24 protein-coding genes are annotated in these 21,660 nt (G+C 36.9%); 10 read left to right on the top strand and 14 right to left on the bottom strand.

Translation table 11 applies throughout. The annotated features are described in order from the left end of the window. Positions 1 to 3 precede the first annotated feature (3 nt). From LV704_RS01550 to LV704_RS01525, 6 genes are read right to left on the bottom strand one after another with little or no spacing between them, the layout of a single operon-like run. The gene (locus LV704_RS01550; protein ID WP_163423362.1) at positions 4 to 1,338 is read right to left on the bottom strand and encodes a DUF58 domain-containing protein; all 1,335 of its coding nucleotides are present in this window, start codon (positions 1,336 to 1,338) and stop codon (positions 4 to 6) included. Positions 1,339 to 1,350: 12 nt separating this feature from the next. Continuing rightward, on the bottom strand, positions 1,351 to 2,349 hold the full coding sequence (locus LV704_RS01545; RefSeq protein WP_163423363.1) for a MoxR family ATPase: 999 nt from the start codon (positions 2,347 to 2,349) through the stop codon (positions 1,351 to 1,353). A gap of 4 nt (positions 2,350 to 2,353) precedes the next feature. Next, positions 2,354 to 3,565, bottom strand: a complete 1,212-nt coding sequence (locus tag LV704_RS01540) for a DUF4350 domain-containing protein (RefSeq protein ID WP_163423364.1) — start codon at positions 3,563 to 3,565, stop codon at positions 2,354 to 2,356. Positions 3,566 to 3,570: 5 nt separating this feature from the next. Further along, positions 3,571 to 4,290, bottom strand: coding sequence for a hypothetical protein (locus LV704_RS01535; RefSeq protein ID WP_163423365.1), 720 nt, complete (start codon positions 4,288 to 4,290; stop codon positions 3,571 to 3,573). Then, positions 4,290 to 5,228: a hypothetical protein gene (locus tag LV704_RS01530; RefSeq protein ID WP_163423366.1), complete on the bottom strand. Its 939-nt coding sequence runs from the start codon at positions 5,226 to 5,228 to the stop codon at positions 4,290 to 4,292. The genes LV704_RS01535 and LV704_RS01530 overlap by 1 nt, the downstream gene beginning before the upstream one ends. Then, on the bottom strand, positions 5,203 to 6,177 hold the full coding sequence (locus tag LV704_RS01525; protein WP_163423367.1) for a stage II sporulation protein M: 975 nt from the start codon (positions 6,175 to 6,177) through the stop codon (positions 5,203 to 5,205). The genes LV704_RS01530 and LV704_RS01525 overlap by 26 nt, the downstream gene beginning before the upstream one ends. A gap of 35 nt (positions 6,178 to 6,212) precedes the next feature. On the opposite strand from LV704_RS01525, the gene LV704_RS01520 reads away from it, so the two are divergent. Together LV704_RS01520 and LV704_RS01515 are read left to right on the top strand one after the other, a co-directional pair. After that, the gene (locus tag LV704_RS01520) at positions 6,213 to 6,938 is read left to right on the top strand and encodes an RDD family protein (protein WP_163423368.1); all 726 of its coding nucleotides are present in this window, start codon (positions 6,213 to 6,215) and stop codon (positions 6,936 to 6,938) included. A 2-nt stretch (positions 6,939 to 6,940) separates the two neighbouring features. Then, entirely contained in the window at positions 6,941 to 7,552 is a 612-nt protein-coding gene (locus tag LV704_RS01515) for a trimeric intracellular cation channel family protein (RefSeq protein WP_163423369.1), read from the top strand. Here the strand turns inward: LV704_RS01515 and LV704_RS01510 are convergent, their stop codons facing one another. Further along, positions 7,553 to 8,272, bottom strand: a complete 720-nt coding sequence (locus tag LV704_RS01510; RefSeq protein WP_163423370.1) for a peptidylprolyl isomerase — start codon at positions 8,270 to 8,272, stop codon at positions 7,553 to 7,555. Between LV704_RS01510 and LV704_RS01505 the strand changes: the two genes are divergently transcribed. Both LV704_RS01505 and LV704_RS01500 read left to right on the top strand, forming a co-directional pair. After that, the gene (locus LV704_RS01505) at positions 8,271 to 8,912 is read left to right on the top strand and encodes a CoA pyrophosphatase (protein WP_163423371.1); all 642 of its coding nucleotides are present in this window, start codon (positions 8,271 to 8,273) and stop codon (positions 8,910 to 8,912) included. The two genes, LV704_RS01510 and LV704_RS01505, sit on opposite strands and share 2 nt — an antisense overlap. Positions 8,913 to 8,949: 37 nt before the next feature. Then, positions 8,950 to 9,762, top strand: coding sequence for a 1-acyl-sn-glycerol-3-phosphate acyltransferase (locus LV704_RS01500; protein WP_163423372.1), 813 nt, complete (start codon positions 8,950 to 8,952; stop codon positions 9,760 to 9,762). On the opposite strand, the gene LV704_RS01495 is transcribed toward LV704_RS01500, so the two are convergent. The 3 genes from LV704_RS01495 to LV704_RS01485 form a co-directional block, all read right to left on the bottom strand. Then, on the bottom strand, positions 9,759 to 10,403 hold the full coding sequence (locus LV704_RS01495; protein ID WP_163423373.1) for a hypothetical protein: 645 nt from the start codon (positions 10,401 to 10,403) through the stop codon (positions 9,759 to 9,761). The genes LV704_RS01500 and LV704_RS01495 overlap by 4 nt on opposite strands. 3 nt (positions 10,404 to 10,406) lie before the next feature. Beyond that, positions 10,407 to 10,901 (bottom strand): RNA polymerase sigma factor, encoded by a 495-nt coding sequence (locus LV704_RS01490; RefSeq protein ID WP_163423374.1) that lies wholly within the window; start codon positions 10,899 to 10,901, stop codon positions 10,407 to 10,409. A gap of 69 nt (positions 10,902 to 10,970) precedes the next feature. After that, on the bottom strand, positions 10,971 to 12,398 hold the full coding sequence (locus tag LV704_RS01485) for an amidohydrolase (protein ID WP_163423375.1): 1,428 nt from the start codon (positions 12,396 to 12,398) through the stop codon (positions 10,971 to 10,973). Between the two features lie 100 nt (positions 12,399 to 12,498). Here LV704_RS01485 and LV704_RS01480 point away from each other — a divergent pair, with 100 nt between their 5' ends. Beyond that, positions 12,499 to 13,782: an NAD(P)/FAD-dependent oxidoreductase gene (locus LV704_RS01480; protein ID WP_163423487.1), complete on the top strand. Its 1,284-nt coding sequence runs from the start codon at positions 12,499 to 12,501 to the stop codon at positions 13,780 to 13,782. A 139-nt stretch (positions 13,783 to 13,921) separates the two neighbouring features. Next, entirely contained in the window at positions 13,922 to 14,665 is a 744-nt protein-coding gene (locus LV704_RS01475) for a M48 family metallopeptidase (RefSeq protein ID WP_163423376.1), read from the top strand. Positions 14,666 to 14,853: 188 nt separating this feature from the next. On the opposite strand, the gene LV704_RS01470 is transcribed toward LV704_RS01475, so the two are convergent. Further along, positions 14,854 to 16,542 carry an alpha-glucosidase gene (locus LV704_RS01470; protein WP_163423377.1) on the bottom strand — a complete coding sequence of 563 codons (1,689 nt, stop codon included), beginning with the start codon at positions 16,540 to 16,542 and terminating at the stop codon, positions 14,854 to 14,856. A gap of 25 nt (positions 16,543 to 16,567) precedes the next feature. Further along, positions 16,568 to 17,464, bottom strand: a complete 897-nt coding sequence (gene xerD, locus LV704_RS01465) for a site-specific tyrosine recombinase XerD (RefSeq protein WP_163423378.1) — start codon at positions 17,462 to 17,464, stop codon at positions 16,568 to 16,570. A 267-nt stretch (positions 17,465 to 17,731) separates the two neighbouring features. Between xerD and LV704_RS01460 the strand changes: the two genes are divergently transcribed. The 4 genes from LV704_RS01460 to aroQ all read left to right on the top strand — a co-directional run bounded on the left by LV704_RS01460 (position 17,732) and on the right by aroQ (position 19,939). Continuing rightward, a complete protein-coding gene (locus LV704_RS01460; protein WP_163423379.1) occupies positions 17,732 to 18,247 on the top strand; it encodes a hypothetical protein in 516 nt (171 codons plus the stop codon). A 50-nt stretch (positions 18,248 to 18,297) separates the two neighbouring features. Continuing rightward, positions 18,298 to 18,759 (top strand): hypothetical protein, encoded by a 462-nt coding sequence (locus LV704_RS01455; protein WP_163423380.1) that lies wholly within the window; start codon positions 18,298 to 18,300, stop codon positions 18,757 to 18,759. 178 nt (positions 18,760 to 18,937) lie between these two features. Further along, the gene (locus tag LV704_RS01450) at positions 18,938 to 19,441 is read left to right on the top strand and encodes an outer membrane beta-barrel protein (RefSeq protein WP_163423381.1); all 504 of its coding nucleotides are present in this window, start codon (positions 18,938 to 18,940) and stop codon (positions 19,439 to 19,441) included. Between the two features lie 81 nt (positions 19,442 to 19,522). After that, on the top strand, positions 19,523 to 19,939 hold the full coding sequence (aroQ, locus tag LV704_RS01445; protein WP_163423382.1) for a type II 3-dehydroquinate dehydratase: 417 nt from the start codon (positions 19,523 to 19,525) through the stop codon (positions 19,937 to 19,939). On the opposite strand, the gene LV704_RS01440 is transcribed toward aroQ, so the two are convergent. Continuing rightward, positions 19,931 to 20,212 (bottom strand): DUF3817 domain-containing protein, encoded by a 282-nt coding sequence (locus LV704_RS01440; RefSeq protein ID WP_163423383.1) that lies wholly within the window; start codon positions 20,210 to 20,212, stop codon positions 19,931 to 19,933. The two genes, aroQ and LV704_RS01440, sit on opposite strands and share 9 nt — an antisense overlap. Before the next feature lie 10 nt (positions 20,213 to 20,222). Continuing rightward, positions 20,223 to 21,614 carry a dihydrolipoyl dehydrogenase gene (gene lpdA / locus LV704_RS01435; protein WP_163423384.1) on the bottom strand — a complete coding sequence of 464 codons (1,392 nt, stop codon included), beginning with the start codon at positions 21,612 to 21,614 and terminating at the stop codon, positions 20,223 to 20,225. Positions 21,615 to 21,660: the final 46 nt, after the last annotated feature.

The raw sequence follows: 21,660 nt of genomic DNA, 5'->3' as shown, positions 1-21,660 counted from the left end.
CACCTAAATAAGTCCTCTTGCCTTAATTTCCAGATATTTGTTGATGGTGTTAATGGTCAAATTTTCTGGTTTGGTCAAAATAGTTTGTATACCATACTTTCTAAGTTCGTTTACAATTAACTTTTTCTCATAAATGAATTTTTCCGCAATGGTCTGTTCAAAAATTTGATGAACGGTTTCCGCTTTTTTACCAGCAAATTTGTTCAGTTCAGTGTTTTCAAAAAAGATTACCACCAATAGATGTTGTTTGGCAATTGCTTGAAGATATGGCAATTGCCTATGAAGGGCATCAAGTGTTTCAAAATTTGTGTAGAGCAGTAAAAGACTTCTTTGGTTTAGGTTTCTTTTGACGTCAATATATAATCTACTAAAATCAGTTTCAATAAAATTGGTTTCTAAATTATATAGCGTTTCCAAAATTAAATTCATTTGAGAGCTTCTGCGCTCTGCAACAACACGGTTTTCAATTTTATCACTAAATGAAAACATACCGGCCTTATCCTGTTTTTTTAATGCGATATTGCTAATGACAAGCGTAGCATTAATGGCATAATCTAGAAGACTTAGCTCGTTAAAGGGCATTTTCATGACCCTGCCCTTATCTATAACAGAATAAATGGGTTGTGATTTTTCATCTTGATATTGATTGACCATCAATTGGTTTCTCTTTGCTGTTGCTTTCCAATTAATGTTTCTAATATCATCTCCCTGCACATATTCCTTAATTTGTTCAAACTCCATAGTATGCCCAATACGCCTAATTTTTTTAAGCCCATATTCATGCAAACGATTGGTAAAAGCAATCAAGTCATACTTTTGAAGCTGAAGAAAAGAAGGGTAGACTGGAACCTTTTGATCTAGATTGAATTCATACTTTTTTGCAAGAAAACCAATAGGGGAGATCGCAAATAAATTTAAGCTGCCAAAAGAATAAACGCCACGTTCAGTAGGTCTGAGCATATAGCTATAGCTCTTGCTACCGCCGCTTTTTATTTTACTGGTTAAACCAAAATCTCTTTTTTGAAATTGAAATGGTATCTCGTCAATTATCCTGGTGTCAACTTGAAAAAGATAGGTGTTCGTTATTTCTAAGTGGACTGGATTATCATCTCCGTTAGAGAGTTTGTCGGGCAAAATTCGTTCACCTTCCAATTTACCTTTTGATGCAAACAGCAATAAAACATCAACTATAAACAAGAGTGTAAATACATAGAATAAAACCTTTATAGCCCCAAACATATCTTCTACTATGTAAGAGAGCAAAAATCCAAAAACAATAGCCGTAACCGCTATAAAAAAGCGTTTTTGCAAGTAAACATGTTTGAACAGTCTTTTCAAGGATGGAATTGTTTATCTAGGGATTTCTATACTCTCTATAATTTGTTTAACCATATGTTCTGCCGTGAGCCCTTCCATTTCTCTTTCCGGAGTTAAAATAATCCTATGTGCTAGAATAGGTGTTGCCACCTTTTTAATGTCATCAGGGGTAATAAAATCCCGTCCGTTTATAGCTGCCAATGCTTTAGAGGCATCCATGATTGCAATTGAGGCTCTTGGTGATGCTCCAAGATAGAGATTGGCATTGGTTCTTGTATTATCAATTATAGAAGCTATATACTTTATTAGATTTTTTTCTACAATAATCTCTTTTATGGTATTCTGATATTCTGCAATTTGCTTTGCTGATAATACAGAAGTAATCAATTGTTCTACTTGGGAATTCTTCTGCTCATGTTTTCTTTCTAGAATTTCCACTTCTTCCTCAAGGGTGGGGTAGTGAACTTTAATTTTAAAAAGAAAACGGTCCAATTGTGCTTCTGGCAGTCTATAGGTTCCTTCTTGCTCAATGGGGTTCTGGGTGGCAAACACTAAAAACGGAGGCTCCATATTGTATTCTGTGCCATCTATGGTAATTTGTCTTTCTGCCATGGCTTCAAATAACGCCGCTTGTGTCTTGGCTGGGGCACGGTTGATTTCATCAATTAAGATGATGTTTGAAAATAATGGGCCTTTCTTAAATTCAAACTCTGATGTTTTTACATTGAAAATGGAGGTTCCTAAAATATCACTGGGCATTAGGTCAGGCGTAAACTGAATACGGCTAAAATCAACATTCATTGTTTTTGCCAATAGTTTTGCGGTAACTGTTTTAGCCACACCGGGAACACCTTCTATAAGGGAGTGACCATTGGAAAGAATTGAAATAATCAGCAACTCAATCATATTTTGTTGACCAATGATTACTTTGCCCAATTCGGATTTTATTTGGGTAACGGCTTCCTGCAGTTTGGTCAGGTCCACTCTTGAATTAAACTGTAACGAATCCTCTTGTTGTTCTTTATCTTCCATGCTATTATTGCTTAAAGGCAGTTATTTTTTTATTAAGTTCAATGCTATCTTGCTCGTTGTGCGTTGTCTTGTTTTTTAATTTGGTGACGAACTCTATCAAGTTTTTGGTCTCTTCCATTCCTTTGCCAGATTTAGACGCCAATACCTGAATCGTTTTTTCATTCAATATTGAAGTATCAATATGAAAATGACTTCTGATGTATTCTAGAAAATAGTTGAGTTTTTTATTGATCAAATCTGTGAAATCTTTGTTTTGATTATATAACGAGCCCACGGCTTGGGCAAATTCAACAGAGGAGTTTTTCAAAGGTTCTATCACGGGAATAATTCGTTGTTCCCTTTTACTTTTAAAGAAGACAAAAAGCAAAACTCCCGTAATCATTAAATAATACCCCCATTTAAGTGCTGGTTGATTTAAAACAAAACGCATTGGCGAATTGATGACGGCACGTCCAGCTTTTTTATAATTATCCCAGTATAAAACATCCTTGTCTTCTAAGTAAGAAAAGGTATGGGAAACATAATCCTGATTTCCTTTGAGCATATAGAAATTGGAATACGCTTGGGGAGTTGTGTTTAAAATGAAATGGCCATCTCCAAATTTGGTTTTAATAAAGTTGGCTCTTCTAAATTTCTGAGGAGGTTTGTCGTCGATAAAGTCCTCTTTTAGATATGTTATATGTCCTAAAATTGTGGTATTTGTTGAATCAACGCTTGTAAAATGAGAATTGTAAATTCCGCGAGAGAGATCAAATTTTTCGGATTGGAATTTTTTGTGCGTCAAACTTAATTTGGTTGAACCTTCTTTTAAATTATAATCTGACTCTATGCTGATGTTTAGTGTATCGGCTAGGTAACCTCCAAAACCCGCAGCAGAAATGAAAATTGTATTTCCATCACTTACATAATCCAACATTTGATTGGTCTCTTGTTTGTCTAAATCAATGTACTCGTTGATAAATATGTAATTGGACCCAATTGATTTATCTCTGTCCACTAGCACATCATAAACACTTTCTTCAACGGTATCAATATTACTATTATCAAAAATGGAGGATAGTTCATTGTAAAGAACATAGCAGCCAAAGGGTATTTTGGAAGATGCGGTATAGGAAGGCCTCCAATTAATTGGTTTGGGCCTTACAATTTCCGTTATAATAATACCTATGATCACAAGGGAAAAGATAACCAGTATTATTTTAGATTTCTTATCCATTACTGCTACTGCGATATTGAGTTGTTTAATTGAGTAAATCTAAAACTGGCATTTGTATAATCAGTCTCGTTAATAATTTGCTCACCATACCATATGTATTCATACAGGTATGAGACTTTTTTAAAGTCCTTTTTTAACTTAGACCCACTAATTTCTTGCTCATAATCTGCATTGGTTTTATCAAAATGCCATTCAATGATTTCCTTCTGTGATAATAGTTTTAAGATCTTTAGGTATTGATACCGCACAGCTAGTCGGTAATCTTTATTTTTTAGGGCAGCATTCATCAAAGCATCCAAGTCTATGATTTCAATATGTTGCTCAGAGAGGTCAATGTCTATTATGGCTTTTGCCTTTTTGGAGAATATGGAATTAAATTTTTCATTAATGAATATCCTTACTAAAAGGTAGATGACCAATAGCCCCATTAAGCCATAAATAACGTATTCCAGTATTTGGAGAACATTATAGGGTATATCGATTCCAACGGCATCACCAATGCCTTGAAAAAGCCATTTTAGAAAACGGGCAAGCAGGTTTTTAGATTCCCCGGTGTTCGTGTCATAATTAAACTCTTCTCCAGGGTACTTCTCTTTTAGGTTCTCATAAATTCTGCGTTCTTGAATCACGGAATTTTCATCTATAGGAATGGGTATAGAATCATTTTGGGAGAATGTAAAGGATGCCCACAAAAAAGAAAATAAATATGTGATGTTTCTTATCACTAGTTGGATTGTCCTATTTGCTCTATTTTACTTCTTGTGTTTACGTTATAGGTTTTCTCATGTAGGGTATAAAAAAGAATGCCATTTACAATTTGGGCAAGGCATTGCGCATAGACTGATAAAATCAATATTAAGCAAAGCCCTAGTGTATATACAACAGTAGATACTACAGAAGCACCAACATCAACACTATTTTCAATCACGTGAAAAGTATAAACCCCTAAGATTATTCCGGGAATCAACAAGACGATGAACATAAGTAACCCATTGAGCAAACCAAGAATAAAATTTACCCCAACAGATTTCCAAAAGTTTTTGCTGACCAGATTCCAACCCTCTCCAAATGCTTCGGTTACTCCTTTGTTCTGTTCTAACATACTGAAAAAGGAAACCCCAATCCATGCCGCTAAGGAAAACTGAAGAATGTATTGGGCAAACAACCCTATCAACGGAATAAAAGCGGTAATTAATACTACCACAAAAAACACCAGGTAAATTGGAATAAGCATTAAGATAAAAACCACTGTATTGCCAAACTTACTTTTTGTAAGATTCCAGACATCTTTTTTATCAAAGTTTAGCCCTTTGGTTTTTTCATACTGCACTAAATAGGATGAACTTAAACTAAAGTTTAAGCCCGCTACCAAAAGTAAAATCACAAAAAACAGGATACCACCCGTAACAATATAGATCCAGTAGGCCTCTTCATTACTTTGTCCTAATCCACTGCCAGAAAAACCACCTTCTTCGGCGATAAGTCCTATAAAACCAGAAACCAATAAGTAACTTGTAATAAGTAGTCCTATTAGAAAAACCCCATTATAACTAATAAATACATTGGTGAATTTCTTTATGTTTTGTTTTAAAAAATCAAAGTAAGTGGTCAGAATATCACCAAAGTCATGGTTTACTCTAAGTTCTATGTATTTGTCTTTCATATAATCTGTTTGCTAAAATAGGATAAATGATATAGTAGAATACTATTAACAATAACGACAAGCCAATTATTGCAAAAGCTAACCAATTTGGCATGCTGGAGTAGCGTGTAATAAACCCTTCAATAAACCCTGCAATAATAAAAAAGGGAATTGTACTTACCACCACTTTCAGTCCATCTTTTGCGCCTTTCATAAAGGAAACACGCCTAGAAAATGTTTTCGGAAACAAAATACTATTTCCCATAATAAGCCCTGCACAGCCTGCAATTATAATTACTGATATTTCTATGGTACCATGCAGCCATATCTGCTTGTTTGCTTCAAAAAAAACGTCTTTGGTATAAAAAAATGTAATGAATGCTCCCAACATAACTCCATTACTAAAAAGAATATAAATAGTTCCAATGCTCGTAATCACGCCAAAAGCAAATGCTAAAAACGCAACCCTTATGTTGTTGATCGTAATGCCGAGAAAAGTTCCAATCTCACTTCCACTTTTATAAATAGCGGTTGGTTCACCTTTTGCAATGTTGTTAAGGGTTTCATTGACATAACCGTCTCCTAATATCAGACGAACAAAAGTAGAATCATTTAATGCTGAAATGCATCCTATGGCAGAGGCTAAAAAGAAGATTAAAAAAGCAATGCCCAATGTGCTGTGATATTGTTTAAAGAACAACGGAAACTCATGCGCCCAGAAGTTGATTATTCTGTTGCCCGTTTCCTTTTTGTTCTTATAAATCTTCTGATGGGCCTGAGACGCTAAAGAATTTAAATACAATAAAGTCTTACTTTCCTCGTAATACGTTTGTGCATATGCCAAGTCATTTGTAAGTTGAATATAGCCATCTACTAAAATATCTGGATTGGTTTTGGAACTAAGTGCGATAGCTTTTTCAAATGCTATCCATTTTTCCTTATTTTGTTTTACAAAGGCTGCTTCGCGCATAAATAAGAGATTCGTAAAGCTAAAATTACTGTTATATGGGTAACCTCCAAATCAATACAACGCAAAATGTTAACCTAGATTATAAAATTGTAAGTATTGGAGAAAGAATCGTTGCATTTTTGATTGATGGCCTCATATTGTACATGTTCGCATATTTGGTCAGTGTTTTGAGCAATGCCATTGGGTATATCTATGAAGACACCTGGACTCAAAGGGGTCTGGCTGCTTTGATTTTTTTACCGGCCATGTTCTACTCGCTTTTAATGCACAGTATTTTTAATGGCAGAACAGTTGGCAAAATGTTACTGAAGATGCGGGTCGTTCGGTTGGATGGCACACCGGTACACTGGAGTAATTATTTGGTTAGATGGATGTTGCGCTTGGTGGATATTTGGATATTTTTAGGTTCAATAGGAATACTATCAATACTTTTTTCTGAAAAAAGACAACGCGTGGGAGATGCCGCAGCTGGAACAGTGGTAATAAGTACCAAAAACAAAACAAAAGTATCCCATACCATTTTAGAAGAGGTTCATGAAGAGTATGTTCCCCAATTTACCAATGTCACCCTGCTTACGGATAAAGACGTAAGACTTATAAAAGATACTTTCCGAATTGCTAGAAAAAGCAATGATTTTAAAACACTTACTGCGTTAAGGGTTAAGGTTGAAAGCATTTTAAATACGAACTCCACTTTGTATGATGTACAATTTCTAGATACTGTATTGAAGGATTATAATTATTATACCCAAAACTTGTAACTATGTTTTACCAATCCATAGATATTTTAGGAACAGTGGCCTTTGCCATCTCTGGGGTTTTGGTTGCAATGGAAAAACGCTTGGATCTGTTTGGAGTGCTTATCATTGCTTTTGTAACCGCAATAGGAGGTGGAACTTTACGTGATTTGCTTATTGGGAACACCCCCGTTGTTTGGATGCGTGATTTGACCTATGTTTCAACGATTGCAATAACTGTTGTTTTTGCCGTTATTTTCGTCAATCAATTAAAATACCTTAGAAAATCATTGTTTTTGTTTGATACCATTGGTATTGGCCTGTATACAATGCTAGGTATAGAAAAAGGGCTGCAAGCAGAGCTTTCACCAATTATGTGCATTGCTCTTGGTACTATGACAGCTAGCTTTGGAGGGGTGCTTAGGGATATTCTTTGTAATGAAATACCGGTTATCTTCAGAAAAGAAATTTACGCTACTGCATGTATTTTGGGCGGTGCCAGCTATTTTTTGTTCACCCAGCTTCCTATAGAAGAGAATTACGCTTATATGGCCGCAATTTTTGTGGTAATTATGCTAAGGATCTTAGCAGTAAGATTGGGAATACGATTGCCAAACATTTATAAGAAAGAAGCCTAATTACAGTACTTCGGCTTTAAGTATATATACGTTTTTCCACGGCCAATCACCATCTCCAACTTCAACATTACTAATTGCATCTACAACATCCATTCCGTTGATGACCTTTCCAAAAGGAGTGTAGGCACCATCTAGGTGATAAGAACCTGGTTTGCTCACTACAATGAAAAACTCATAGGGTGAAGCCAATTTATGTGGATTGTCCCTTTCACTGCTCGGCATTGAAATAACACCTCTATGGTGTTTGTATCCTTTTTTTGCATCTGGCGGAAGAAGATACCTTCCAATGGCCCTTCTTTTTCTTGGGGTTTCTTTATCATCGGAGTTTCCACCTTGAATGATGAAGTTTTTAACTATACGGTGGAATTGGGTATTATCAAAATACCCCATTCGGGTTAAATAAATAAAATTTGCCTTGTGGTACGGCACGTTATCATAGAGTTGTACCGTAAAGCTTCCCATACTGGTGGTCAACTTCACTTTGTCCTCCGTTAAATCTTTTGCATAGTTAAAAAAGAAATCAATAGCATTTTCTTCATTCAGAACAAATGCTTCTTCTTCCTCAGGCTCCACTTCTTGGGCAATAGCTTCTTTAGGGACAGAATCTAACTTTACAGCGGTTTCTTCAGTTGCGACATTACTTTTTTTAGGAGAATCTCCGCAGGAGACCAGAAAAAATAATAGTATACTTGTAGTTAAAGCCGATTGTTTTAAAAACATGAATTTCAAGGAATTTTATCAACAAGCTTTAAAAATAAAAGATCTACCACTTCCCGGAACAGATTCTCATCATAAAATGTCCCCTTTAATGAGAATTCAATGGTTGAAATCCAACGAAATAAAAAAGAAGAAGCCTAAAAAGGCGGGAGTTATGGCTCTTTTTTATCCAGATATAGATCAAAATACCAAATTGCTTCTTATTCTGCGCAAAACGTATCAAGGGGTTCATTCCAATCAGATTGGATTTCCAGGTGGTAAAGTGGAAGAGCAGGATAAAGACCTTTTGGAAACTGCTTTGCGTGAAACTCATGAAGAAGTTGGGGTGACGCCAGAATCAGTGGAAGTTTTAAAAGAATTAAGCGAGGTTTATATACCGCCAAGTAATTTTTTAGTACAGCCTTTTATGGGATTCTATTCCAACCCAAAGCATTTTGTGATACAAGAGAGCGAAGTTGAGGCCCTAGTTGAGGTGTATTTACGTGATTTTCTTGATAATTCTAATCATATTGAAGAAAAACTGAGTACTTCTTATGCAAAAAATGTAAATGTACCAGCCTATAGATTAAATGGTTATACGGTTTGGGGAGCAACGGCAATGATGATGAGTGAAATCAAGGAACTTTTGGAGCAAGTGCTTTAGCCGCTATTTTGTAAATTAGCCCATAACAGAATACTACATGGGGCTATTTAAAGAAAATCCTTTTGGGCATATTTTATTTCTAAAGCGATGGTTGATACGCATTGCGGGAATGATGACCCATTCGAGGTACAAAGGATTTAACACTTTAGAAATTGAAGGCTCCCAAGTAATTCGTGATTTACCAGACGCAAATGTTCTTTTTGTTAGTAATCATCAGACCTACTTTGCTGATGTGGTCGCGATGTTTCATGTTTTCAATGCCAGTTTAAAAGGTAGGGATGACTCCATAAGAAATCTTAGCTATCTCTGGAACCCTAAGCTGAACATTTATTATGTGGCGGCCAAAGAAACCATGAAACAAAGCTTGATCGCCAAAATCTTGGCCTATGCGGGTTCTATCAGTATTGAAAGAACATGGAGGGCAGACGGACAGGATGTGAAGAGACAGGTGAAATTTAGTGATATAAGCAATATAGCAATGGCCTTGGAAGATGGGTGGGTTATTACCTTCCCACAAGGCACTACTACACCTTGGAAGCCACTTCGCAAGGGAACGGCCCATATTATTAAAAGATATAAGCCCATTGTAGTTCCAGTGGTCATTGATGGCTTTAGACGCTCTTTTGATAAGAAGGGGTTAAGGGTGAAAAAGAAAGGAATACTTCAGTCCATGCAAATAAAGACACCTCTGGAAATTGACTACGAAAACGAGTCCATTGATTCCATAATGGAGAAATTGGAGTATGCTATAGAACAACATCCATCTTTCTTAAAAGTGCTTTCCAAAGAAGAGCTTGCTGCTTATGAAGCAGATCATCAGAAAAGGAGATATAGCTACCGCGGTGACTAAACTTCCAGCTTTTTTAAGTCGTTATAATTTTCTTTGAGTCTTTTAAGAAGAATTCCATAGAGCAACTTATAAAACAGCCAAATCAATACTAACAGGACTGCTGTAAAAATAACAGAGACTGTAATCACCAAAAACCAGAAGGTAACCTCATTTCCCTCTTGCATCGCAGAGGCTATTATTTCTTTGCCTTGCGGGCCGTATATAAGAATCCCATAAATACTTATGATCATCGTAATGGCAAAGATGATAAGGTTGAACCATACATATTGGGTGACTATTTTCTTCACATCAAGTATGGTTCCCATCAATTTTTTTGAGGAATCCGTAAAAGATATCTTTCTATAGTTTGTATAGAACTTATAGATGAAATATAAAATTACGCCGTAATTGACAAAATTTAAAACCATCATAACATTATAGATATGCATGGCTTTTAGTTCTTGCATAGATTCTGGGTCACTGAATATGATATTTATTCCTGCCCAAAAGACAAACTCAATAAGACTTATATAAAAAATCCACTTAACTATTGAAGATGATTTTTTCCAAATCATTTTATAGATCTGATCATAGGAGAGTTTAGGAAGATGTTCTTCTTTGTTCTGCCAGTCTTTCTTTAAGAGTTCCAGTTCATCCATCATAACTTAAGGATTTAGTATGGTTCTTAATTTGTTTTTCACTCTATTCATTTTCACTCGTGCATTAACTTCGGTTATTCCCAGAGTTTCCGATATTTCTGCATAGTCCTTGTCTTCCAGATACAAAAAGACCAAGGCTTTATCAATATCCCCCAACTGTTTTACAGCACCGTACATTAACTTTAGCTGTTTTTCCTCCGTGTCATCATATTCGTCGGTCTTAATTTTAAAAATTACCGAATCATAATCTTGGGTCTTTATTCGTTTCTTTGATTTTCTATAAAGTGTTATGGCTGTATTTAATGCCACTCTGTACATCCATGTACTAAACTTAGCATCCCCTCTGAATTTAGGATAAGCTTTCCATAACTGAATTGTGATTTCCTGGAACAGGTCATTGTGCGAATCTCTATCATTTGTGTACAACGTGCATACCTTGTGAACAATGTTTTGATTGTTCTCAAGTTCCGTCACAAAACGATGTTCCAGTTCTTTGTTCACTTTGGTTGGTAAGTTTGCTTTATATGTATCTATAAAGCAGCTTTTGTTACATTCCGATAATAAATTATATTACTTTCGGTAGTCTAGGGCCGGTGGTCTATTGCCCAGTAAGGGAATATATTTAAAGTCTTTTCCTCTACGTTCTTCTAGTTCTGCTTTAGCTTTAACGATGGTACTGGGCTTTTCAAAAAGATCAATTGCAGTGAGTGTAATGGTTTTTGCAGCTACCATCATACCTTTTGTGCCTATAGAAGTTCCTCCAGCGGCAACAGCTTGCCAGCTATGCGCGGGAGTGCCAGGAACCCAAGTTGCAGCACTCATACCAACAGTGGGAACGGTATAACTGACGTCTCCAACATCTGTAGATCCGTAAGCTCTTGCTTCTTCTTTATAAGGCTGAACTCCTGTGGCTCTGCTCATATCCAGTTCCTCGTAACCCAAACTAACAGAAATTTTATCCGCGAATGCCTTTTCTTCGCCTGTGTAGGTAATGCCGCCAACCTTGGATAGATTATCGTGCATTATCTTTTGTAAGGTAAGATTTGGCAATAGCTCATGCGTACCGCCAATCATTTCATAATCCATGGTGGTACCCGTGCCCAAAGCTGCTCCTTCTGCTGCTTTAACCATTCGGTCAAAAATGTCTATCACAACATCTCTTTTGTTATGTCTGGCATAGTAATAAACTTCAGCATAGTTAGGAACCACATTTGGCGCTTTTCCACCATCTGTAATTACATAGTGTATGCGTGCTTCCTGCGGAATATGTTCTCTCATCATATTTATCATATTGTTCATGGCTTCAACTCCATCAAGCGCAGAACGACCTCTTTCTGGAGCACCTGCAGCATGTGCGGAGACTCCATGAAATCTAAATTTAGCAGATTTATTGGCCAAGGCAGCTCCAGCACTGGCTGCGTTTTGAGATCCTGGGTGCCAATGTAGTGCGGCATCTACATCATTAAAAAGGCCTTCCCTTACCATATATACTTTACCGGACCCCCCCTCTTCGGCAGGGCAGCCATAAAAACGAATGGTTCCTTGTGTTTTACTTTTCTTTAGCCAATCTTTTACAGCAATTGTAGCAGCAGTAGAAGCGGTTCCAAAAAGATGATGTCCGCAGGCATGTCCGGCAGCTTTGTCGGCTGATTTTTTTTCAGGAATTGCTTGTTGGGACAAACCTGGCAACGCATCATATTCGCCTAAAATGGCAATAACAGGAGATCCTGAGCCATATTCGGCAATAAAAGCTGTTGGTATGCCAGCCACTCCCTTATTTATGGAAAACCCTTCGTCCGAAAGTGTTTTTTGCAACAGGGCAGAACTCTCATGTTCCAAATACCCCATTTCGGCAAGCTCCCAAATTTCGTGGGCTATATCTCCATATTCTTGGGCTTTATTGTTCAAACTCTCTAGTGCAATGTCTCTGTCTTCTTGCGAAAAAGATGAAGAGATAAACAAGATAGAGGCAATACCGAATAGGAGTAATTTTTTCATTGGATGGATATTTGATTAGTCAGGTTTAAAGATACTAAAAAACCTATCTTAAAATGATTTTGACCATGAGGGAATGCGTAAATTTGCGGCCATGTCTACTATGAACATTCCTCAATCCAGTTTTCCTCGGGTCATTATCATAGGTGGTGGCTTTGGAGGCATATCACTTGCTAAAAAACTCTGTAAAAAAGAAGTACAAGTAGTTTTGATAGATAAACATAACTACCACACTTTTCAACCACTATTGTATCAGGTATCAACAGGAGGTTTGGAACCGGATTCCATTGCATATCCCATACGGAAAGTGCTTCAAGGATATCCTAATTTTTATTTTAGATTGACCGAAGTCAAAAGGATTGATGCAAATAAGCAGACGCTCCAAACAAATATTGGAGAAATAGCATATGATTATCTGGTGGTCGCCACAGGTTCTGAAACCAATTTCTTCGGAAATGAAAATATTGAGACCAAGGGAATGGCCATGAAATCCATTCCACAGTCTTTAAATCTTCGCAGCCTCATTTTAGAAAACTTTGAGCAGGCCTTGTTGACAGATGACTTACATGAACGGGATGCTTTAATGAATTTTGTTATTGTTGGAGGTGGCCCCACAGGAGTTGAACTCGCCGGAGCTTTGGCAGAGATTAAAAAAGGAATTTTGCCAAAAGACTATCCAGATTTGGATACGAGAAGGGCACAGATTAATTTAATACAAGGGAGTGATAGAATTCTTCCCGCGATGAGTGAAATTGCTTCAAGCAAGGCGGAACACTTTTTAGAGAGTTTGGGTGTTAATGTTTGGAAGAATATTAGGGTTACGGACTATGATGGCAAGCATGTGTCCACTAACACCGATACTTCTTTTGAATCGGAAACCTTGGTTTGGGCAGCTGGAGTAAAAGCGGCCTGCATTGAAGGTTTAAATGCTGAGGAGTTGCTTTGTCGTGGAGGTAGATTGAAAGTAAACGAATTTCATCAAGTTGAGGGATTCAAAGAAATATTTGCCATTGGCGATGTAGCCCAAATGGAGACCGAAGCTTTTCCGCATGGACATCCTATGATGGCGCAACCCGCTATGCAGCAAGGAGAAAATTTGGGAGAGAACTTGGTGCGGATAGTGGAAAATAAGCCCCTGAAACCTTTTGTGTATAAGGACAAGGGCAGCATGGCCACGGTAGGTAGAAATAAAGCCGTTGTGGATTTACCAAGATTTAAGTTCCAAGGGGTTTTTGCCTGGTTTGTTTGGATGTTCGTTCACCTCTATTTTTTAATTGGGTTTAGAAATAGGGTAGTGGTCTTTATCAATTGGGTGTACAACTATATCAGGTTTGATCGTGAGGCACGATTGATCATTAGGCCGTTTAAGAAAATAAGGGTTAAATAAATTTTATCAGATCAAAAGATTTGGTTGTCAATCTATGGTAGCTTCTTTGGGTAAAATTCCCGAACTTCACTTATCAGTTGCTAAAGAATCATTAAAACGATTTTTAGCTTAATGTTGTGTGCCATTTCTAAATCTAAAGATGAAGCGTAAAAACTGGATTTTAATAGCATTAGCCTCTATAATAGCTCTGACCTATATCTTTCTAAAGAATTATGCAACTCCAGAAATGTTGATGAATAGTTTTATGGAGGAATCAAAAGAGGAATTTGGAAAAATGGCAGAAGAGTTCAACCAAAGGGCTCTTTTGGACCAAAAACGAACAGAAGAGTTTTATAAACGGGCGGAGATTAAACTCGAGTACGGAATTGGGTACATTGACTCAATATTAGAACATGATAATAAACTTTCAAAATCCGATAAATCACATTTGAATGTATTAGCTGGAGAAGTTTTATATGAAAATGGTTTAATAAATAAAGCTCTTCAACGTTTTGATGACCCCAAATATTATTCAGCATCTCCAAGATTATTTGCCAACAAAGCAGGCTGCTATTCAAAATTAGGGGATTTCAAAACCGCAATCGACTTGTTGAACAAAGCTTCACATTTGAATTACAGCTTTAAATGGCATAAGGGCAATGTATTTGAAATGTCCAATGACCTCGAAAAAGCGAAAAAAGAGTATAGGGAATTGTATCTAAAGGACACTACATTTTATAAATACTGCTTGGAAAGGATTCATAATCTCGAAAGTAATAATCCAGATTTACTGGAAAATATAATCTTTAGGAATCGGGACACCCAAATTTACATATACTTGGAACCTGCAAAAGATAATGAATCAGGTGCAGATATCGGAAAAGTAAAATTTGAAAAAAAGTAAAAACGGCACACAACATTGGCTATAATTTATAGCTCCCTCTCACCCAACCTCAAAATTCATTACTTTTAATATGGCTGGATTTCAGTCCGACAATTCCCGTTGGGAATCGCCGCTACGAAATCATAGCCGAGACCGATAAGTGAAATCTCAATTTCGAGATATTGGTTTAAATCAAACTAAACTGAGATCTAGTCAATTTTATAGACACACGCCTGATACGGATTTAGCTCAAAACCAGTATTGCTTTTTGCAGCATCATGAGCATCATTGGAAATGAGCAATTGCAGTGTTGAACTTGCTAAATCGCCTAATTCCAAGTTGGCCTTTTCCTCAGAAAAACTCAGTAAAACCAAATAATTTTCATCATTCATGCTTCTGGTATACACATAAACCTGTTCATTATCTTCCTGCAATAATTGGTAATCTCCATAGACCAATCCCAGATGATCTTTACGCACCTGTACCATTCTTTTGAAGTAATTGAGAACAGAGTTTTCGTCTTTTTCCTGTTCCGCAACGTTGAGGCCTTTTTTATGATTTGGGTGTACTTTTAACCAAGGTGTTGCTGCAGAAAAACCGGCATTTTCTGTAGCATCCCATTGCATGGGAGTTCGTCCGTTATCACGACTGGCCTCTTTTTCATTTTCAATAAATGTATCCAAATCAACCCCTTGTTGTTTTAACAGCTCGTATCTATTTAGGGTATTGATATCTTGATAATCATCAATAGTATCAAATCGGATATTGGACATGCCTATTTCATCACCATAATAAAAATAAGGGGTTCCTTTCATGGTCAATAAAAAAGTATGAAGCATAGTGGCAGAATTATGCCAATGCTCAGGAGAATCATTTCCCCATCGGCTTACTGTCCTAGGATTATCGTGGTTGCTCAAGAACATACTTCCCCAGCCTTTTTCGGCAAAGGTCTCATCCCAATCCGAATGTATTTTTTTAAACTCTGTAAGCTTCCATTTGTCCTCTCGCATCCAAAATACTTCGTCTCCGTCACGATCAAGGGACATCAATTCAAAATGAAAGAACATATTAAGCTCTTCTCTTTCTTCATCCACAAAAAGTAAAGCCTGGTCTCTTGCTACCCCTGGAGTTTCCCCCACGGTCATGATATCGTATTTGCTAAGCACTTCTTTATTCATTTCATGGAGGTACTCATGCAACTTGGGACCATCCGAATAAAAAGGAATAAAGTTTCCATTAAATTTTTCAGGCAGCTCTGGATAGCTTGTATCCTTAGATATAAAGGGAATGACATCCATACGGAAGCCATCTACTCCTTTTTTAAACCAAAAATGCATCATATCGTATATTTCTTGGCGCACCTTAGGGTTTTCCCATTTTAAATCGGGCTGTTTTACGGAAAAGTAGTGTAAGTAGTAACTGTCCGTTGGTTCATCATATTTCCAAGCGTCGCCATCTACATCAAAATAACTAAAGCGTTTTGGTGGAGTTCCTTTTTCTGCAGGCCACCAGTGGTAGTAATCACGATATGCATTGTCTCTGGATTTTCTTGACTCTTGGAACCATTGGTGCTCGTCACTGGTATGGTTCACCACTAAATCCATCACCAATTTTAAACCACGGGCATGCATTTCTTCAAGCAATAAATCAAAATCGGACATGGTCCCAAATTCCTCCATGATATTTCGGTAATCACTAATGTCATATCCATTGTCATCATTTGGAGATTTGTAAACGGGGCATAACCAAATAATATCCACGCCCAGACCTTTTATATAATCTAATCGTTTGATGATACCCTGAATATCACCAACGCCATTTCCTGTAGTATCCTGAAAGCTTCTGGGGTATATCTGATATACTACTCCTTCCTTCCACCAAGTGCGAGATTGTTCCATGCAATAATTTTAAAAGGCGAATATATTACTTTCTAGGATGAAATTCGTTGAGGACTTTTACCAAATGACTTCTGTTTACATGCATATAGATTTCGGTGGTGGTAATGCTTTCATGTCCCAGCATTTGCTGAATTGCACGTAGGTCTGCACCATTTTCCAAAAGATGGGTGGCAAAGGAATGTCTAAAGGTGTGTGGGCTAATACTTTTATCAAGCCCAATTTTTTCAGACAACTGTTTTATGATGGTGAAAATCATTGCCCTAGTGAGTTGTTTTCCTCTTCTGTTGAGAAAAAGAAAGTCTTCATGTTCTTTCTGAATGGGTAAATGAATTCTAATCTCGCTTTTATAGATGTTGATGTACTTTTTATTCAAATGACTAATAGGTACAAATCGTTGTTTGTCACCTTTACCGGTTACTTTTATAAAATCTTCTTCAAAATAGAGGTCAGAGAGTTTAAGGTTTACCAATTCTGACACTCTGAGCCCGCAGCCATATAAAGTTTCCAAAATGGCCCTATTTCGCTCTCCTTCAGGTTTTGAAAGGTCGATAGCCAGGATAAGTTGATTTATTTCGTCAGTAGATAAGGTATCCGGTAGTTTTCTTCCAATTTTAGGAGTTTCTATCAAATCCATAGGATTATCCGCTCTGTAATCTTCAAATATGAGATAATTGAAAAAACCTTTTAGACCAGAAATAATGCGCGCCTGGGAACGTGGGTTTACTGTTTTGGCAATGTCATAGATAAACTTCTGAACTGTTTCTGCGCTTACCTGAATTGGTGATTCGTTAATTTCATGTGCCTTTAGATGAGCCATTAGTTTTTCCAAATCCAACATATAACTAGAAATAGAATTTTCAGAAAGTCCTCGCTCTATTTTCAAGTAATTCTGATAATCTTGCAAAGCTTGTGGCCAGTTCATGGTTTAAAGATAGTTACAAATGAATTTCATTTTAACTTTTGTTGAAAAGCTTTTTTTGCAACATATAATTGGTCAATTGAAACAAGGTAACAGTCAAAAAAGAGTGCCAAAAATTAACAAGGAATATTACCTTCACCCCGCTGTTTTTTTATGCTGATCTAAAGGAAAAGACATTGGTGTGCATTTATATTGTATAACGAATTTTAACAATTGGAAATACTTTATTTATTACGAGTACGTTGTAGCTTTTAATAAATTTTAACAACCATGAAAAAAACCATTTTAGTTATTGTAACCGTATTTATTGCAGGTTTTACCGCAAACGCCCAGGACAGAAGTAGTTTTAAGGCAGGTTTAATCGCAGGAATACCTGTTGGTGATGCAACCAATGTTTCAAGTTTTGCCATTGGATTAGATGCAGCGTACCATTGGGGTGTCTCAGAGGTATTTGATGTAGGTTTGGCAACAGGCTTTATAAATGCTTTTGGTGAGAACATTGATACAGCAGTAGGTGATGTGCAAATACAAGCAGAGTTTGAAGATTTTCAGTTTTTGCCATTGGCAGGTTCGGTAAGGATTTATCCAACGTATCAATTTAAGTTAGGGGCAGATGTTGGATATGCAGTTGGAATAAATGATGGAAATGAAGGAGGACTTTATTATAGACCATTAATAGGCTATAATATCACTGGAAATACGGAATTGAATGTTTCTTATGTTGCAGTGGATAATAATGGTGAAACATTTTCCATTGCTATGGTAGGACTTCTGTTTTTATTTTAATTGAGGCTAAAGAACAGCTTAGAATAAGTAATAACTATAAATAAAGTAAAATGAAAAAATTATCTTTTGTATTTGTCTTAACCCTTATGTTGGCCTTTAGTGCTGCGGCACAAAGTAGCTATAAAGGAGCGGTTGGACTAGGAATTGATCTTTATGACAATGCCACTTTTGTTGGCCCCAGTGCAAAATACTTTTTCTCAAGTAATCATGTAGGGCAAGCAGATTTAGGATTTGAAGACAATGCCACAATACTCACTTTTCTCTATTCTTATCATAAACAATTTGATGGAGCTCCTGGACTTAGGTGGTACGCGGGAATAGGACCAAGTATAATTCTGATTGATGATTTTGACAATATATTTTCTTTGCGTCCTCATGCAGGTCTGGACTTTAAAATTGATGGCGTACCAATAGTAGTCAATTTTGATTGGAGACCGGCTATAGTCATAAGCGATGCTGGAGATGGAGAAGCTGGTGCTTTTGGCTTTGGAATACAATATGCTTTTAACTAGCAAATAATTAGATTTTTTGTGGAAGCTTTTTTTCCATGAACAGTATGGCACTTTTGGTATTTAATTGTACTAAAAGTGCCATACTCTATTTAAGTGAAATATCTATATTTTGAAGCTTTAAGCCTGTTAAAGGAAATTGTCTTTAGTATATTTGTGACTCATAACTAAATAACAAATTATGAAGAAATCATTTATTTTAATTGTACTTTTTATTAGTATTGTGTCTGCAACCTACGGCCAAGAAGGCTTTGCGGTCAAAGCAGGTTTTAATAATGTTTCTATCAGTGTTGATACTGGTGGATTTTTTGATGCCAGTGACAGTGAACTAGGATTTTTTGTTGGTGGAGGTTATAATTTTGAAGTATGTGAAAGCTTTGATATTGAGCCATCCTTACTTTTTAGTTTTGTAGATGATTTAACATCGTTGTACCTTCCTATAATGGGTAAATACAGAATTACGGATCAATTCAACGTTCAAGCTGGTCCTCAAATAAATTATTTGTTAGAAGATCTACCAGATGGTGAATTTGGATTGGACTTAGCGTTTGGAGGCGGTTATCAAATAGATGACAATTGGTTTGTTGAGGCTCGTTATGGTTTTCAGATTTCTAGAGGAGGAGATTTTGGTGATGCTGTAGATATCAATACGCTAACTGTAGGAGCTGGTTATAGATTTAATTAAGAAACTAACAATAGCTATAAAAAGAGGAAGTTGTTGCTTCCTCTTTTTTTTATGCCCTAAAAATATTGGTACATTTATCCTATGAAACTAATTATCATCAACGGCCCTAATCTGAATTTACTGGGAAAACGTGAGCCAGAGGTCTACGGGAGTACCACCTTTGAAGACTATTTTGTTCAACTACAACAAAAATTTCCTCAGGTTGAATTGGAATACTTTCAATCCAATATTGAGGGGGAGTTGATAGGTAAAATTCAAGAAGTTGGTTTTGCTCATGATGGTATTGTTTTGAATGCTGCGTCTTATACACATACTTCAGTAGGTATAGGAGATGCAGTAAAGGCGGTGAATACACCTGTTGTTGAGGTTCACATCTCAAACACCCATAAACGGGAAGATTTTAGGCATGTTTCCTATATTTCTTCAGGAGCCAAAGGCGTGATTTTAGGTTTTGGACTTCAAAGCTATGACCTTGCCATTCAAAGTTTTTTAGGCTAGTTTACTCAAATATTTCTTATCCGCGTAAAATGTCCCAAAAGGAAGCAATGACGCTAGAAAAAGAATAATAAATCGTTTGATTGTCCATTTTCGTTCCCAACAAAAAACCAATGCAACGACAACGTAAATAATAAATAGTGCCCCGTGGGCGTAGCCAACAACTTTGTTGGGCTCTAACATACCTGCCCAATATTTTAATGGCATTGTTAGTCCAAATAGAAGTAAATAAGATATTCCTTCCAATATTGCCGTTGCCCTGAATACTTTTAACACCCTAAAAAAATTATAAATGGATTACTTCACCATATGCAGCAGCTACAGCTTCCATTACAGCCTCACTCATGGTTGGGTGTGGGTGAACCGCTTTTAGGATTTCATGGCCTGTGGTTTCTAATTTTCTTGCTACCACGGCTTCTGCAATCATGTCTGTTACACCAACACCGATCATGTGGCATCCTAACCATTCGCCATATTTAGCATCAAAAATAACTTTAACAAAACCGTCAGGAGTTCCCGCCGCTTTTGCTTTTCCACTGGCTGAAAATGGGAACTTGCCTACTTTGACATCATATCCCTGTTCTTTGGCTTGCTTTTCGGTAAGACCTACAGAAGCTACTTCTGGGATACAATAGGTGCATCCCGGTATGTTTCCATAATCCAGTGCCTCTACATGCATACCTGCTATTTTTTCAACACAAAGGATTCCTTCAGCCGAGGCAACATGGGCCAAAGCTTGTCCTGGTGTAACATCACCAATGGCATAGTACCCTGGAATATTGGTTTGATAGTAATCATTGACCAAGATTTTATCTCTATCAACAGCAATACCGACCTCTTCTAATCCTATGTTTTCAATATTGGTTTTAATACCCACCGCGGAAAGAACAATATCAGCCTCTAGAACTTCTTCTCCTTTGGAAGTTTTTATAGTAGCTTTTACCCCTTCACCAGAAGTATCTACATGAGTAACTTCTGCTGAGGTTTTAATCTTAACACCCGCTTTTTTAAAACTGCGTTCTAATTGCTTGGAAACATCCTCATCTTCAACGGGAACAATATGTGGAAGATACTCCACTACCGTCACCTCTGTACCCATAGCGTTATAGAAGTAAGCAAACTCAATACCGATGGCACCACTGCCTACAACCATCATTTTCTTTGGTTGAGTTTCCAAAGTCATTGCTTCTCTATAGCCAATTACTTTTTTTCCATCTTGGGGAAGACTTGGTAATTCACGACTTCTAGCACCTGTAGCAATGATGATATGGTCAGCTGTAAATTCTGCAGGATCACCATGTTCACCTTTAACCAATACTTTCTTGCCAGGTTGCACTTTTCCGTATCCATTTAGAACTTCAATCTTGTTTTTCTTCATTAAGAATTGAACTCCCTTGCTCATTCCGTCAGCAACCCCACGACTTCTTTTTACAACGGCATCAAAATCATGCTCTACTTTTTTAGCACTTAAGCCATAGTCTTCGGCATGCTTTAAATAATCAAAAACCTGAGCGGATTTTAGTAAAGCTTTAGTGGGGATGCATCCCCAATTGAGACATACACCTCCTAGGCTTTCCTTTTCTACAATGGCTGTTTTGAATCCAAGTTGTGAGGCTCTTATAGCCGTTACATACCCTCCAGGACCACTACCCAAAACAATTACATCGAAGTTGCTCATTAGAATTTGATTTTAGTTGTTAAAAATGAAGTGCAAAAGTACGTAA

Source organism: Flagellimonas sp. CMM7, assembly GCF_021390195.1.
Lineage (GTDB): Bacteria > Bacteroidota > Bacteroidia > Flavobacteriales > Flavobacteriaceae > Flagellimonas.
This window is presented reverse-complemented; position numbering and strand designations above follow the sequence as displayed.